This window comes from Dickeya oryzae (assembly GCF_020406815.2).
In the GTDB taxonomy this organism is placed as follows: domain Bacteria; phylum Pseudomonadota; class Gammaproteobacteria; order Enterobacterales; family Enterobacteriaceae; genus Dickeya; species Dickeya oryzae.
On the sequence record NZ_CP162670.1, the window covers coordinates 4,282,757 to 4,298,987 of the forward strand.

Annotated in this window: 14 protein-coding genes; 5 read left to right on the top strand and 9 right to left on the bottom strand. The window is 55.8% G+C overall.

The features are described 5' to 3' along the window. The first annotated feature begins 169 nt into the window (after positions 1–169). Positions 170–1,015, top strand: coding sequence for a 2,5-didehydrogluconate reductase DkgA (gene dkgA / locus LF929_RS18835; RefSeq protein WP_226093073.1), 846 nt, complete (start codon positions 170–172; stop codon positions 1,013–1,015). Between the two features lie 55 nt (positions 1,016–1,070). Here the strand turns inward: dkgA and ftsP are convergent, their stop codons facing one another. The 3 genes from ftsP to parC all read right to left on the bottom strand — a co-directional run bounded on the left by ftsP (position 1,071) and on the right by parC (position 5,831). Continuing rightward, positions 1,071–2,480: a cell division protein FtsP gene (gene ftsP, locus LF929_RS18840; protein WP_226093072.1), complete on the bottom strand. Its 1,410-nt coding sequence runs from the start codon at positions 2,478–2,480 to the stop codon at positions 1,071–1,073. 87 nt (positions 2,481–2,567) lie between these two features. Beyond that, positions 2,568–3,305, bottom strand: coding sequence for a 1-acylglycerol-3-phosphate O-acyltransferase (locus LF929_RS18845; RefSeq protein WP_038925968.1), 738 nt, complete (start codon positions 3,303–3,305; stop codon positions 2,568–2,570). Positions 3,306–3,554: 249 nt separating this feature from the next. Next, complete coding sequence (gene parC / locus LF929_RS18850) at positions 3,555–5,831, bottom strand: DNA topoisomerase IV subunit A (RefSeq protein WP_210174462.1); 2,277 nt, start codon at positions 5,829–5,831, stop codon at positions 3,555–3,557. Positions 5,832–6,114: 283 nt separating this feature from the next. Here parC and LF929_RS18855 point away from each other — a divergent pair, with 283 nt between their 5' ends. Then, positions 6,115–6,696 carry an NAD(P)H-dependent oxidoreductase gene (locus tag LF929_RS18855; protein WP_038903113.1) on the top strand — a complete coding sequence of 194 codons (582 nt, stop codon included), beginning with the start codon at positions 6,115–6,117 and terminating at the stop codon, positions 6,694–6,696. A gap of 40 nt (positions 6,697–6,736) precedes the next feature. Here LF929_RS18855 and LF929_RS18860 read toward each other — a convergent pair whose 3' ends face one another. The 6 genes from LF929_RS18860 to nudF all read right to left on the bottom strand — a co-directional run bounded on the left by LF929_RS18860 (position 6,737) and on the right by nudF (position 12,330). Beyond that, entirely contained in the window at positions 6,737–7,633 is an 897-nt protein-coding gene (locus LF929_RS18860) for a LysR family transcriptional regulator (protein WP_038906811.1), read from the bottom strand. A gap of 12 nt (positions 7,634–7,645) precedes the next feature. Further along, on the bottom strand, positions 7,646–9,541 hold the full coding sequence (gene parE / locus LF929_RS18865; protein ID WP_016943068.1) for a DNA topoisomerase IV subunit B: 1,896 nt from the start codon (positions 9,539–9,541) through the stop codon (positions 7,646–7,648). Between the two features lie 201 nt (positions 9,542–9,742). Then, positions 9,743–10,324, bottom strand: a complete 582-nt coding sequence (gene yqiA / locus LF929_RS18870; RefSeq protein ID WP_016943069.1) for an esterase YqiA — start codon at positions 10,322–10,324, stop codon at positions 9,743–9,745. Next, positions 10,324–11,151 (bottom strand): 3',5'-cyclic-AMP phosphodiesterase, encoded by an 828-nt coding sequence (gene cpdA, locus LF929_RS18875; RefSeq protein ID WP_038903108.1) that lies wholly within the window; start codon positions 11,149–11,151, stop codon positions 10,324–10,326. Before cpdA ends, yqiA begins: the two co-directional genes overlap by 1 nt. 121 nt (positions 11,152–11,272) lie before the next feature. Beyond that, a complete protein-coding gene (locus LF929_RS18880) occupies positions 11,273–11,695 on the bottom strand; it encodes a DUF1249 family protein (RefSeq protein WP_038903107.1) in 423 nt (140 codons plus the stop codon). Further along, positions 11,692–12,330 carry an ADP-ribose diphosphatase gene (nudF, locus tag LF929_RS18885; RefSeq protein ID WP_038903106.1) on the bottom strand — a complete coding sequence of 213 codons (639 nt, stop codon included), beginning with the start codon at positions 12,328–12,330 and terminating at the stop codon, positions 11,692–11,694. Before nudF ends, LF929_RS18880 begins: the two co-directional genes overlap by 4 nt. 402 nt (positions 12,331–12,732) lie before the next feature. Between nudF and tolC the strand changes: the two genes are divergently transcribed. From tolC to LF929_RS18900, 3 genes are all read left to right on the top strand, one after another. Further along, positions 12,733–14,145: an outer membrane channel protein TolC gene (gene tolC, locus LF929_RS18890; protein ID WP_038906808.1), complete on the top strand. Its 1,413-nt coding sequence runs from the start codon at positions 12,733–12,735 to the stop codon at positions 14,143–14,145. Between the two features lie 176 nt (positions 14,146–14,321). Continuing rightward, complete coding sequence (locus LF929_RS18895) at positions 14,322–15,050, top strand: DUF1190 family protein (protein WP_226093071.1); 729 nt, start codon at positions 14,322–14,324, stop codon at positions 15,048–15,050. Between the two features lie 11 nt (positions 15,051–15,061). After that, the gene (locus tag LF929_RS18900; protein WP_226093070.1) at positions 15,062–16,222 is read left to right on the top strand and encodes a glutathionylspermidine synthase family protein; all 1,161 of its coding nucleotides are present in this window, start codon (positions 15,062–15,064) and stop codon (positions 16,220–16,222) included. Positions 16,223–16,231 lie beyond the last annotated feature (9 nt).

The window sequence follows — 16,231 nt, forward strand, 5'->3', positions numbered from 1 at the left end:
GCCGCGACAGGCGTGCTGGCACTGTCTTGAAGTGAAAGATCATTGGGGTGTGAAAACAGTCCCGATACGCCGCCGTTATGGCGGCGTTGTTGTCTCATTGCTACCTTGCCGCCATGCCGCCAGAATCCTCCACGGCCGGGCGCTGAAGGCGCACAACAAGGAGAATGACATGACGATGCAACCTCTGGTCAAACTGGCTGACGGTACTATCATGCCCCAACTGGGGCTTGGCGTCTGGCAAGCCAGCAATGAACAAGCCACTGCCGCAGTCACCGAAGCGCTGAATGTCGGCTACCGTTCGATTGACACTGCCGCTATCTACAAAAACGAAGTGGGTGTCGGCAAAGCCTTGCAGGAAACGGCCATCCCGCGCAGTGATATCTTCATCACCACCAAGTTATGGAACAGTGATCAGGCGCATCCGCGTCAGGCGCTCGAAGAAAGCCTGCGAAAACTGCAACTGGAGTACGTTGACCTGTATCTGCTCCATTGGCCGCTGCCGGAACAGAACACCTACGTTGAAGCCTGGCGTGGGTTACTCAATCTCAGAGAGCAGGGGCTGGCGAAAAGCGTCGGGGTGTGCAACTTCAACCCACACCATCTGCAACGCCTGAAAGAAGAAACCGGGGTGATGCCGGTCATCAATCAGGTGGAATTACACCCGCTTTTCCAGCAGCGCATGCTGCAAACCTGGAATACCACCCATCATATCCAGACCGAATCCTGGAGCCCGCTGGCGCAGGGAGGCGAAGGCGTATTTGACCACCCGGTTATCCACGCGCTGGCGAAGAAATACGGCAAGACACCGGCACAGATTGTGATTCGCTGGCATCTGGACAGTGGTTTGGTGGTGATCCCCAAATCCGTTACGCCAGCGCGTATCCGGGAAAATTTTGCGGTGTTTGATTTCAGGCTGGAAAAAGAGGAACTGAGCGACATCGCCACGCTGGATTGCGGCAAGCGGCTGGGGCCAGACCCTGACCAACCGCGTACCGACGCGCCGCGCAAAGACTAATATTCACCAGACGCATCTTCACTGTATTCGGCTTCCCGCGCCCCTGGCGCGGGTGTCAGGGCTGCACCACCAGTTGGGCGGTGGAACCACGATCCGCCATTTCCAGTGTGTGGCTGTAATACAGGAACGGAAATTGTGGCGTGGAGAACTGGCCGAAATACACCAGCAGTTCCACATTATTTTCCACCCACACCGTGTCTTTCCAGCCGCTGTCTTCCGGCGGCGTCAGGCCACCGTTCACGCTGCGCACCAGAAATGCCGCCCCTTGAATATGGAAGGGCTGCGCTTGATCAGCATGCACTATCCAGCGTTCATAACGCCCGACCTGCGTTTGCACATCCACACGGTTGATATCCCACATGGCACCATTGATACCGGGCAGGCTGTCACCCAGGCGGAATTCGCGCGTCCGGCTGACCGCGCCGTCAATAATATTGTCGCTCAAAAGGCGCATCGGCAGAGTATTGGTCACCAGCGGCAACAAACCGGTAGGGCGCAGGGTTAACACCGCAGATGACACCAAAATCGTCGATGGCTCGAACAAGCCGCGCAACCGCTGCATAAGAGTCGCAGACTCCCCTGCGGTCAGCGTCGCTTCGTTGCCCTGTGACATATCAACCAGCACCTCACGGCGTTCGCCGGGTGCCAGTGAAAGCTGATTCAATGCCATCGGCGCAGGCAGGAAACCTTGATCGTTGGCGATAAGATGCAACGGGCGCCCATCACTCATGCGCATCACATAGCGACGGGCGTTAGAGGCGTTGAGCAAACGCAAACGCACCCAACCGCGCGACACTTCCACATACGGGTTCTGTGCGCCATTCACCAGCAATGTATCCCCGATGAAACCACCACTGCTGGGCGGGCTGTACAGCGGCGCACCGAAATTATCCAGCCGTTTATCCTGAATAATCAGCGGGAAGTCATCCACACCATAGTGGTTGGGGATCGGCAACGATTTACTGAGGCTATCTTCTATCAGCCACATGCCCGCCAACCCATTATAGACGTGCGGAGCCATACGATTGGGCGTATTAGCATGGTACCAGCAGGTCGCTGCCGCCTGCCGCATCGGCAACACCGGCGACCAGTCCATATTCGGCTGAATCATGCGACCCGCGCCGCCCATCAGCGACCCGGGCACCTGCAAGCCGCTCACGGTCATCGATACCGGCTCACTAAGACGGTTGCTGTAGACCAGCTTCACGTCATCATCACTGAACACCCGCACAGTCGGGCCAAGATAACGGCCATTAAATCCCCAAACCGGGTTTTTACGCTCACCAGAAAACGCCCAGTGCGCTCGCTGCATGGTCAGAAAAACCGGCTGTCCACGACGAGACTCCAGCAGTGGCGGCACTGGCAGCGGATTCTTCCCGCTATCGGCTCTGGCCGTCAACGGCATTGCACCCGCACAGAGCGCAACCCCCGAGGCCTGAAGAAACTGACGCCGACTCAATGACATAACGACTCCGAAAACCGATCCAATCCCTTACTCCCACCGGGTCGTACCGCCCCCCGTAAGGCCACACAGCACATCCTGGCGCTGACGTTAGCGTTTTTCCGCCGCTTCGCGTTGTGCAACTTCGGCATCCAACTGGGCGATTTTCTCCGCCATCAGGTCATGGCAATAAGTAGCCAGTTCACGCACCTGATCCTTGCCGTAACCGCTGCAGTCGATCGGCGGCAACACTTCAACAATCACATGACCATTGTTCCAGCGGTTCAGCTTCACTTTTTTATGCGTGCTGGAGACACAGATCGGGACGACCGGCACCCCGGCGGCAATCGCGGCATGGAACGCACCGGTTTTGAACGGCAACAGACCGCGCCCGCGGCTGCGCGTCCCTTCTGGAAACATCCACACCGAAATGTTGCGCTTTTTAATGTGATCCACCACCTGTGAGATGGTGCCATGGGCCTTCGCTTTATTATCCCGGTCAATCAACAGATTCCCCGCCAGCCAGTACAGCGGGCCGAAAAATGGGATCCACACCAGACTCTTCTTGCCGACCGTGACAGTACCCGGCATCACCACTTTAGCCGCCGTCACCATATCGTAGTTGTTCTGATGGTTGGCGATATAGATACAGTTGCCCTCAAAATGGGACGCCTGGGGATAGCGAATGTCCACCTTAAGACCAAACACCACCGATAAACGGCCAAACAAACGACCAAACCGGGAAACATGGCGAGGGTCTTTTGGACTAAACAGGCAGTACACGAAGCCAACCAGAGACACCACGACAGAAAAGATGATCACCACCAAAAAGCGGAGAATGAATAACATAGCAACCTCATTAGCCAACAGCCGCCGCTAGTATAGCGGCTTCGCGTTAAAACACACGGCGAACCTTGCCGCAGCAAACCGAACAGCCCCAAAAGCAGCCATCGGACGTACGGGAAAAAATGACGAAAGAGAATCGTGTCGGGGATGACGCTTATCCGCCCCATCCCCGACAAGGCAGGGACCGTGTTGACGACCCACCACACACAACGGCGGGCCGTCTGCCTTCACTAAAGACACTATTTTTCACGACTACTCTTCGCTGCTACCGACGTTTGCAATACCGGCAGGCGCATCCACCTCGATGCGATCGACCCGTTGCAAACCGCGCGGCAACGATGTGCCTTTACAGCCACGGCTAGCCTGATACTTCTGCAGTTCTTCCGGACGCAAGGAGTACTTGCGCTTACCAGCGTATAACGTGACGGAAGATTGCGGCGCAATCGCCATCAGCCACAGTATCCGATCGTCACCGCTAGCCAGTTGCGCCGCCGGAATCGAGACTATCTTATTGCCCTTGCCTTTCGACAAGGCTGGCAAGTCAGCAACCGGGAACAACAATATGCGTCCTGCTGCGGTGATCGTGAGCAGCAAGTCATCGTCACGCTGCAACTCCAGCGGTGGCAACACACGCGCATTATCTGGCAGGGTTATCACCGCTTTCCCCACCCGGTTACGGGCAACCAAATCGGCAAAGGTACAGATAAAACCGTAACCGGCGTCAGAGGCCAGCAGTAGCCGCTGGTTATCTGATGCCATCAACACCTGTTCAATGGAAGCCCCTGGCGGCAAGGTCAATTTACCGGTCAACGGTTCACCTTGCCCACGCGCCGACGGCAACGTGAGTGGATCGAGCGCATAGCTGCGTCCGGTCGAATCCATGAACACCACCGGCTGGTTGCTCTTACCACGGGCAGCGGCGCGATAGGCATCACCTGCCTTGTAACTCAGGCCAGACGGGTCGATATCGTGCCCCTTGGCACTGCGCACCCAGCCCATTTCCGACAGCACGATGGTCACGGGTTCAGACGGCGACAGGTCATGTTCGCTCATGGCTTTAGCTTCACCGCGTTCATGCAGCGGCGAACGGCGATCATCGCCATAGGCTTTGGCGTCTTCCTGAATCTCTTTCTTCAGCAGGGTGTTCATCTTGCGCTCTGAGGCCAGCAACGCCTGAATCTGATCACGCTCTTTGGCCAGATCGTCCTGCTCGCCACGGATCTTCATCTCTTCCAGTTTGGCCAGATGACGCAGTTTCAATTCCAGAATGGCTTCAGCCTGGGTATCGCTCAGGCCGAACTTCGCCATCAGTACCGGCTTCGGTTCATCTTCGTTGCGGATGATGTGGATGACTTCATCAATATTCAGGAACGCAATCAGCAAGCCTTCCAGAATATGCAGACGCTTGAGTACCTTATCCAGCCGGAAGTTCAACCGACGGCGCACCGTGTCGCGGCGAAACGCCAGCCATTCGGTCAGGATTTCCCGTAGCCCTTTTACCGCAGGGCGACCATCCAGACCGATCATGTTCATGTTGATGCGGTAGCTCTTTTCCAGATCGGTGGTAGCGAACAAATGGTTCATCACCTGATCCAGATCGATACGGTTGGAACGCGGCACCAGCACCAGCCGGGTCGGGTTCTCATGGTCGGACTCATCACGCAGATCGTCGATCATCGGTAACTTTTTGGCCCGCATCTGACTGGCTATCTGCTCCAGCACGCGCGCCCCCGAGACCTGATGCGGCAATGCGGTGATCACCACGCTGCCATCTTCTTTCTTCCACACCGCACGCATGCGCACCGAGCCACGACCGCTTTCGTACATTTTGCGGATCTCATCACGCGGGGTGATAATTTCTGCTTCGGTCGGGAAATCCGGCCCCTGCACGTAACGCAGCAACGCTTCCAGTGGCGTGTCCGGCTCATCGATCAACGCCATGGCCGCCGCGGCCACTTCACGCACGTTATGCGGCGGAATATCCGTCGCCATACCGACCGCGATACCGGTGGTGCCGTTAAGCAGGATGTTAGGCAGGCGGGCAGGCAGCATCTTCGGCTCCTGCAAGGTGCCGTCAAAGTTCGGCACATAATCCACCGTGCCCTGCCCCAGTTCGCCCAGCAGCACCTCAGCATACTTCGACAAACGGGACTCGGTATAACGCATGGCGGCGAACGACTTGGGATCATCCGGTGCCCCCCAGTTCCCCTGACCGTCCACTAACGGGTAGCGGTAGGAGAAAGGCTGCGCCATCAGCACCATCGCCTCGTAGCAGGCACTGTCACCATGCGGATGATATTTACCCAGCACGTCACCCACCGTACGGGCGGATTTTTTGAATTTGGCACTGGCGCTCAGCCCCAGTTCGGACATCGCATACACGATACGACGCTGAACCGGCTTGAGGCCATCGCCAATAAAGGGAAGCGCCCGGTCCATGATGACGTACATGGAATAATTGAGGTAGGCGTTCTCAGTAAATGTGTGCAGCGCAAGACGCTCTGCGCCGTCATGAGTCATGTCACTCATTGATAATCCTTAAACCGTGGCGTATCGCCATGTTCAAAAAACTCGCTTATTGTTGCGCGATGAGCCACAACGTGGCAAACCGACCGCACAACACTGACCGGATAGTAACGCAAGTTGTGTCTCTCTTCACGGCATCCTGCCAGCGCAATGCATTGTTCGATCCCAAACCCGCGATTATTGACTACTCAGCAACAGTGTTGTGCGTCACAGCACGTTTTTCCCCATCGCGCTATCAGCTAGACTGACTTTCAACGCCTGTTTATACCATTTGAGGTCATCAGCCATGCAAAATGTACTCATCATCAATGCTGGAAAAGCCTTCGGCCATTCCAAAGGGGAACTCAACCGTACCCTGACGGATGTCGCCGCCACGTTCCTGCGTGACAAAGGCCGCCAGGTCCGCGTCACCACTGTCGATGACGGCTACGACATCGAACAGGAAGTGCAGAATATCCTGTGGGCCGACACCATCATCTACCAAATGCCTGGCTGGTGGATGGGTGCCCCCTGGACCCTGAAAAAATACATCGACGACGTCTTCACCGCCGGACACGGCTCTCTGTACGCCAGTGATGGCCGCACCCGCGCGGACGCCAGCAAAAAATACGGTTCTGGCGGCTTATTACAGGGCAAACACTACCTGCTGTCGCTGACCTGGAACGCCCCGCTGGAGGCCTTCACCGACCCGGACCAGTTCTTCCATGGTGTCGGCGTAGATGGCGTCTACCTGCCGTTTCACAAGGCCAACCAGTTCATCGGTCTGTCGCCGCTGCCAACCTTCATCTGCAACGATGTCATCAAACAACCGGACGTAGAGCGGGACATTGCCCGCTACCGCGCCCACCTTGACAAGGCTTTCGCCTGATTCACGGTTTGCTACCCTCGGTGCGGCATTCACTTCTCCACTACAGTGGATGCTGCGCCACTTTCTCGCTAAGAAAATCCAGAAAACAGACAATCCGGCTAGCCAGTTCCGTATTGCGGTAGTACACCGCATTCACCGGCAGACGCCGGTCTAACGTCTCTTGCGCTAACACCTGCACCAGTCGACCTGCCGCCACATCATCCCGGGTCATAAAATCCGACAGCCGGACAATGCCTTCCCCACACAACGCCAGTTGACGTAACATTTCACCATTAGACGCAGCGATCGTCGGCGAAATAGGATAATCATCTCCAAATGCGTTGCGTAACGGCCAGAGATTTAACGATTCGGACTGGGTAAACCCCAACAAAGTGTGGCCCGCCAGCGCGTCCACACTCAGTGGCGTGCCATGACGGTTTAGGTAGGCAGGACTTGCCAGAAGACGCAACCGGGTGGCCCCCAGCGGCCGTGCATGGATGCTGGAGTCACGCAATTCACCGATACGAATCGCGATATCGGTTTGCTGTTCCAGCAAATCGATAATCAGATCATCGCTATTTAATTCCAGCAAAATACAGGGATAACGGCGGCGAAACTCCGGAATTATCGGCACGATCACATGCTGCATAAACGAGGCGGCGGCGTTAATGCGTAACCGTCCACAGGGTTTACTGCGGCGCAACGCCATTTGCTCTTCCGCCAGCTCGACCGCATACAGCGCGTCACGCGCATGTTGCAAAAAGATCTGCCCTTCTTCCGACAACGCCAGCCGACGGGTAGTACGGTGCATCAGCGTCATGCCGAGCTTGCTTTCCAGACGACTCAACGCCCGGCTGATCCCCGAGGTGGTTTGCCCCAGTTGTCCAGCCGCAGCGGTGACAGACCCACAGTCCACCACCACCACGAATGCCTGCATCTCTTCCAGCGTGACTTTCATCGTACCCGGGCGTCAGACGTCAAGCTCGGCCTTGTCGCCCTTCTCCTGCAACCAGTTGCGGCGATCTTCGGAACGTTTTTTCGCCAGCAGCATATCCATGGTCGCCATAGTCTGCTCAATGTCCTGCTCACTCACCGTAAGCTGTACCAGACGCCGGGTATTCGGATCCAACGTGGTTTCACGCAGTTGCATCGGGTTCATTTCACCCAACCCTTTAAAACGCTGCACGTTAGGTTTGCCTTTCTTACGTTTGAGCTGTTCGAGGATACCGGCTTTCTCTTCTTCATCCAGCGCGTAATACACCTCTTTTCCGAGGTCGATACGGTATAGCGGCGGCATGGCGACATACACATGACCACCCTGCACCAGTGCGCGGAAATGGCGCACAAACAGCGCACACAACAGCGTGGCAATGTGCAACCCATCGGAATCCGCATCCGCCAGAATACAGATCTTGCCGTAACGCAACTGGCTCAGGTCGTCACTGTCAGGATCGATGCCGATCGCCACCGAAATATCGTGGACTTCCTGCGATGCCAGCACTTCGTCCGACGAGACTTCCCAGGTGTTGAGGATCTTACCCTTGAGCGGCATGATCGCCTGATATTCACGATCGCGCGCCTGTTTAGCGGAGCCGCCTGCTGAATCCCCTTCCACCAGAAACAGCTCAGTTTTGCTCAAATCTTGCGAGGTACAGTCCGCCAGCTTACCGGGCAACGCCGGACCACTGGTCAGTTTCTTGCGCACCACTTTCTTGGCCGCACGCATACGACGCTGAGCGCTGGAGATAGCCATCTCCGCCAGTTGCTCCGCCGCCTGTACGTTCTGATTCAGCCACAGGCTGAAGGCATCTTTGACCACACCGGAAACGAATGCCGCCGACTGACGTGACGACAGCCGCTCCTTCGTCTGACCAGCGAATTGGGGGTCCTGCATCTTTAGCGATAACACATAAGCGCAACGCTCCCAGATGTCTTCGGCACTGAGCTTAACGCCACGCGGCAATATATTGCGGAATTCGCAGAATTCGCGCATCGCATCCAGCAACCCTTGCCGCAAGCCGTTGACGTGAGTACCGCCCTGCATGGTCGGGATCAAGTTAACGTAACTTTCGGTCAGCAGTTCGCCGCCTTCCGGCAACCACAGCAGCGCCCACTCCACCGCTTCGGTATCACCGGGGATTGCGCCAACGAACGGTTTTTCTGGCAGCGTCGGCAAGCCGTTGACCGCTTCGCACAGGTAATCGCTCAGACCGCCCTGATAACACCAGCGCTGCTCGGTATCGTTCACGCCGTCTTTAAAGACAATTTCCACGCCGGGGCACAACACGGCCTTGGCTTTCAGCAGGTGCGTCAGGGATAACACGGAAAAACGCGGGCTGTCGAAGAACGTCACATCAGGCCAGAAGCGTACACGGGTACCGGTGTTACGGCGACCGCAGGTACCTGTCACCGTCAAATCCTGTACTTTATCGCCGTTTTCAAACGCGATGTCGTAGACCTGGCCGTCGCGGCGTACCGTCACTTCCACCCTTGTTGACAGCGCGTTGACCACGGAAATACCCACGCCATGCAAACCGCCGGAAAACTGGTAATTCTTGTTGGAAAATTTCCCCCCGGCATGCAGACGGCAGAGGATCAGCTCGACAGCGGGAACCCCCTCTTCCGGGTGGATATCCACCGGCATCCCGCGCCCATCATCAATCACCTCTAGCGACTGATCAGGATGCAGGATCACATCGATACGACGGGCGTGGCCAGCCAACGCTTCGTCGACGCTGTTGTCTATCACCTCTTGTCCCAGATGGTTGGGACGGGTGGTATCGGTGTACATCCCCGGACGGCGGCGCACCGGCTCCAGCCCGCTGAGGACTTCAATCGCATCAGCGTTATAACTTGATTGCGTCATGGTTAGAATGCATGTTGTCGTTGTTTGAAAGTCAGAGTTTGAAAGTCAGACGGTATCCCGCGATTATACGTGGCGCAGGCACCACGCCAAGCGTTGATTATCAGGGTGAAAGTCCCCGTCAACACGGGTTTGACCAACCTGACAAACGGGATAGGGGTGACGAGGAGCGCCGTCCGTTCATCGCGGCGACGCCAGGATGAGTCAGTCCACCGTTAATCCAAGAAAATCGATCATCGGCGCAAAATAGTGCTCAAACCCTACAAACGCATGATTACCGCCGGACTCTACCGTCTGACGACAGGCCGTGTAGTAAGCGACGGCCTGACGGTAATCCAGCACCTCATCCCCAGTCTGCAGCAGGCACCACAGTAAATCCGGAGATTCCAGCGGTTCGACCTGCATCACCTTGAGATCGTAAATGTGCCGTGACTCTAACACATATTGCTCGCCGGTGTAGGGGTTCTGCTGTTCACCCAGGAAATCCTGCAGCAATTCGTAGGGCCGTACCGCGGGGTTAACCACCACCGCAGGCAGGCGAAAACACTGTGACAGCCAGGTCGCGTAATAGCCACCCAGCGATGAACCGACCAGACCGAGCGGCCGTCCGGCTCGTTCCATGACCAGTTGTTCTATCATTTCCGCCGCTTGTGCCGGGTAAGGCGGCAATTGCGGCACCAGCATATCAATCTGGGGATGGTGCTGCGCCAGCCACTGCTGCAACGCCGTGGCTTTCGCCGACAACGGCGAGCTATTGAAACCGTGAAGATAAAGCAGGGTGGGCATCAGTAACCGTCCGAATCCATATCTGGCAGGAATTCATTTCCTTCAAGGCGACAGACCCGGGTTTCCACTCCGCCATCCGGCAACAATTCCAGATAGCGCCAGCCGGGCGCGACATTATCAATGGTAAAGTTAGTGCAGTGCGGCTTGAATTGCACACAGGTCGACGGCGTCGCCAGCAGGCGGCGGCCGTTCCAGTCCAGATCCATCTCCTGATGAATATGGCCGCATAGCACGGTACGCACACGCGGGAAACGGGACAACAACGCATCCAGACTGTGGGCATTACGCAGGCTGTGTTGATCAAGCCAGGTACAACCCGATGATAACGGATGATGATGCAGCATCAGCAATGTATGGCGTTCCGGCTGACTTTGCAGGCTGCGATCCAGCCACTCCAGTTGGTATTCACTCAATTCGCCATGCGGTACGCCGAATACCTGACTATCCAGCAAAATAACCTGCCAGTGCTCACCCAGCAGCACATGTTTGGACGGTGCAATCCCCGAACGGGCCAGCACATCCACCATCGCGGGCTGAAAGTCATGGTTGCCGGGCAACCAGACGCAAGGTGCGCCAAGACGACGAATACCCGTAGCAAAATGCGTGTACGCGTCCTGCGTATGGTCCTGCGCCAAATCTCCGGTAGCGGTAATCAGATCGACATTCATTTGCTGTGCTGCGATAGCATTCAGCACCGCCTGATAGCTGCGGTTAGTATTCACGCCGAGCAGGGTCCCCTGCTCGTCGGCAAAAAGGTGGGTATCTGTTATTTGTAAAATCCTGACTCTGGCCCCACTCGCCACAGGAAGTGTCAACAGGCTTTCCAAATAGTGTCCTTGGGTCTTTGCAATCTGCCTAACTAATCGATCCACACCCTTAAATGGCCAGGGTTGCAGCAAAGCGGCTCACGCCCTGTACTCACGCTCTGTACTTTAAAGGTGGATATGTCTAACACACAGGAACCGACATTGAACCACACGCCAGGCAATATCTTAGCCAGTCGGCAAGAAACTGATTAATCTGATGCTTTTCGTCACGTTGATGTAACTTCTTGTTCGGATAATCATAACGTGCCTTAAAGCGGAAGATCTGCTGACTGGAACACACTTCCGCAACCATCGCATCGTAGTAGAGCCGTACCGCCAGCGTCGGCAGGCTCCAGTAACTGACAGACGGGGCTATCTGCTGGATCTCCACCAGCGCCGTATACCGCGTAGACTCCAGAATAGTTAAACGGTAACTGGCGTTATGGACCTGATACACCACCGCAGCGCCCACTTCTTCATTGCGAGGCAGCAGACGGCGTAGCTGCGCGAAGTTCATTTCGCTAAGCCGCATCATTTCCGGGAAATCCGGGGTATAGCGCTTCATTGTCCGTCCACCCAGGCTTTTTTTAATGTCTCATGGTGCAATGCCAACCATTGCAAGGCAATGACAGAAGCGGCGTTATCAATAATCCCCTGTTCCACCCACTGGTAGCTCTGCTCGCGGCTAACGACATGCACGCGGATATCTTCGTTCTCTTCTGCTAAGCCGTGAATACCGCTGGCAGCGCTGGCATCCACCTCGCCAATCCAAATCGCCAGACGTTCACTGGTGCCGCCAGGGCTTGCCAGATAACTGAGCGCCGGACGGCAGCGCTTCACGACCAGCCCAGCCTCTTCCTCCGCTTCCCGGCGCGCCACCTCTTCCTGACTTTCACCAGGTTCGATCATGCCGGCCACCAGCTCGAACAACCACGGTGACGGACTGGTGTCATAAGCGGCAATGCGAATTTGTTCTATCAACACCACTTCGTCACGCACCGGGTCATAAGGCAGCAACACAACGGCATGGCCGCGCTCCAGAATTTCCCGGCTGACTTCATCGCTCATACCGCCGTTAAACAGGCGATGGCGGAAGCGGTAGCGTTGCAGTGAAAAAAAACCCTTGTAGAGCGTTTCACGTGCAATAATTTCTACATCATCTTTGGCAAAAGTACCGGGATGTGTATCTGAGGACGCCATAAACTCAACTCCTGTGGACAACACGGCGGGTCAGCCATTTTTGTGTGGCGAAAACGTGGACAGGCGCTCACCGTTTTGTGCAATATTCATCGTGCAATCGTGCCAACCCGATACGGATAATCAGGTGCGGAAAGTCTACCAGCAAGAATGGGGCGTTCCAGGTCTTGGCGCAATGTCTTTGCGCCCCCTGAAACGGCAATCCTGCCGGGGCAGTCTCTGACACGCTGCCGGGCATTGTGCCCAAACCCAAACTGCTAAGTAAAATAGGCTTTTGGGATAACCGCAAGGAAAAGATGGCACATTCAGCCACCTAATTCGATTAGCCGATTCTGATAGAATCGGCAGGTATATCGTCTCAAGATGGCGCAACCAAAAAACTTTGCTGCACAACAAGGAATGCAAATGAAGAAACTGCTACCACTTCTCATCAGTCTGGGTCTGGTTGGCTTTAGTGCCGCAAGCCAGGCCGAAGACCTGTTACAGGTTTATCAGCAGGCTAAAACAACCAATCCGGATTTACGCAGCGCTGCCGCCAACCGAGACGCGGCTTTCGAGAAAATTAATGAAGCTCGTTCGTCCTTGCTGCCCCAGTTGGGTTTAGGCGCAGACTACACCTACAGCGGCGGATATCGCGACCGCAGAGACATCAATAGCAATGTGACCAGCGGGTCGCTGCAGTTAACCCAGTCCATCTTCAATATGTCGCTGTGGCGTGCACTGACCCTGCAGGAAAAACAAGCCGGTATTCAGGATGTGAGCTACCAGACGTCCCAGCAAACCTTGCTGCTCAATACCGCCACTGCCTACTTCAACGTATTGCGCGCCATTGACTCGCTGTCTTACGTTAGCGCCCAGAAACAGGCTATCTACCGCGAACTGGACCAGACCACTCAGCGTTTCAATGTCGGCCTGGTTGCCATCACCGACGTACAAAACGCCCGCGCTCAATACGACAGCGTACTGGCGAGCGAAGTGACCGCACGCAACAATCTGGATAACGCGATGGAAACCCTGCGTCAGGTGACCGGGCAATTCTATCCGCAGCTCGCCGGGCTGAATATCGATCGCTTCGCCCCGCAACAGCCTGGTGCCGTGAATGGCCTGCTGAAAGAAGCAGAAAACCGCAACCTCAGCTTGTTGTCTGCCCGCTTGAGCCAGGACCTGGCCCGCGAGCAGATCCGCTCTGCGGAAAGCGGCCACCTGCCTACGCTTAGCCTGACCGCCTCCACCGGCGTCACCAATACCAACTATTCCGGTTCTCATGCGGTTGGAAGTAACTTCACCGACACCTATGTGGGACAGAATCAGGTTGGCCTGAGCTTCTCGTTGCCGATTTACAGCGGCGGCGGCACCTCATCCAAAGTGAAACAGGCGCAATACAGTTTTGTGGCGTCCAGCGAGAGCATGGAAAGCGCACACCGTTCGGTCATCCAGACGCTGCGTTCCGCCTATAACAATATTTCCGCTTCGATCAGTAGCGTCAACGCTTACAAACAGGCCGTGGTATCAGCGCAAAGCTCGTTGGATGCCATGGAAGCCGGTTATCAGGTGGGTACCCGTACCATCGTTGATGTGTTGAGCGCCACCAGTACCCTGTACAGTGCTAAACAGCAGTTGTCTGGTGCACGTTATGATTACCTGGTCAACCAGTTGAACCTCAAGCAAGCGCTCGGTACGTTAAATGAAGACGACCTGCGTACACTGAACGCGATGTTGGGCAAACCGGTCTCCACCTCAGCGAATGTCAGCGAAGACATTCCGCCTGCGGTTTCCACGCCGGTCGCCGCTAAAACCACCACCAAAGCCAGACCGTAATCACATCACCAGGGGAACCAGAACGGTTCCCCTGGTTTTGCTTCTTTGCAGGGCGCGCACCCGCCGCCGATGCTTTACAAGCCATTCCCCCTTCTCCTATGCTTAAGCGCGCCTTACATCTGCATACTTATTATTAACATGATGGGCATGATGCCCTGTTCCTCTGGGATTAACCGATGAAAAGAACGTCAGACATTAACCACGCACGTTTTCGTAAACGCTGGGGTTACCGTATTGCTCCAATCGCACTGGCTGTCAGCGCCACGTTTATTCTCTCTGGTTGCGAGAAAACTGACGAAACCGTTTCGCTCTACCAGAACGCGGATGATTGCTCTCGCGCTAATCCATCCATGAAAGACCAGTGCACCACCACCTATAACAATGCGCGGAAAGAGGCGGAAAGAACCGCGCCCAAATTCGCAACCCGTGAAGAATGCGTGGCAGCGTTCGGCGAAAGCCAGTGCACCCAGTCAAGTGCAGGGGCAACGACTGCCAGCGCAACGCCACAGCAAAGCGGCAGTTTCTGGATGCCGCTCATGGCGGGATTCATGATGGGTAAGCTGATGGGCGGCAATAATTTTGCCCAACAGCCGGTGTTCCACCCGAATACCCCCAATAGCCCGGCCAACGGCAGCTATGTGGATGCCAGCGGTAAGAGTTACGGTTCCACCACCGGGCGCACCATCACCGTTCCGAAAGACGCCATGACGCCCAAACCGACGTCCAGCATTACCACCACCCGTGGCGGCTTTGGCGATACCGTGAACCGACTCAACAACGCACCGGCGGCTAACATGACGGACAACCGGGATAAATCCAGTAGCACCGCGGGCTATGCGACAGGTACCGGTACACGCTCAAGTGGCGGCAGTGAAACCCCGATTCGCCGCTCCTTCGGGGGATAAGGTCGCCAGCCATGAAACGTATTGCGATTAACGAACGCCCGAACTGGCGGGAAAAAGCAGCCGAATATGGTTTTCAGTTCCATACCCTGTATGGCGAACCCTACTGGTGTGAAGACGCTTGCTACCAGTTTACACTGGCGCAAATTGAAGAGCTGGAAGAGACCACCACCGAGCTAAACCAGATGTGTTTGCAGGTCGTCGATAAAGTGGTCAACAGCGAAGCGCTGTTGACCAAATTTCGAATTCCCCGCCATACCTGGGACTTCGTGCGCAGTTCATGGCTATCGCGCCAGCCAGCGCTCTATGCACGTCTCGATCTGGCTTACGACGGCAAAAGCCCCGCCCGGTTACTGGAAAACAATGCGGATACCCCGACGTCATTGTACGAATCCGCATTCTTTCAGTGGATCTGGCTGGAAGATCAGATCAAGGCCGGTCTGCTGCCGTCGCACGCGGATCAGTACAATAGCTTGCAGGAAAGACTGATCGAGCGTTTTGAATACCTGCGAACCCACCACGGTTTCGGTGCACTGTATTTCACCTGCTGCCGGGATACGGAGGAAGATCGGGGAACGGTGCAGTATTTGCAGGATTGTGCACAGGAAGCGGGTATTCCAAATCAATTCCTGTACATCGACGAGATAGGCTTAGGCGATCGTGGGCAATTTACCGATTTGCAGGACAACACCATCGGTAACCTGTTCAAACTCTATCCGTGGGAGTTCATGCTACGCGAAACCTTCTCCACCAAACTGGCGGATGCGGGGGTACGCTGGCTGGAACCGGGCTGGAAAAGCGTGCTTTCCAACAAGGCACTGTTGCCGATGTTATGGCACATGTTTCCTAACCATCCCAATCTGCTGCCAGCCTATTTCACCGAAGACAATCCACCGGCCATGAGTGACTACGTGGTCAAGCCGCTATTTTCGCGCGAAGGTGCCAACATCCAGATTTATCGACAAGGTCAGCAAATCGCCGCCGTGGATGGCCCCTATGGTGAAGAAGGTTCCATCGTGCAGCAATTCCACCCACTACCGCGATTTAATGATAGCTATACACTTATCGGCAGTTGGCTGGTAGGCGATACCCCTTGCGGTATCGGGCTGCGGGAAGACCGGGAGCTGATCACTCAGGATTTATCCCGCTTCTATCCGCATATCATTCTGGATTAACGCCAGAGC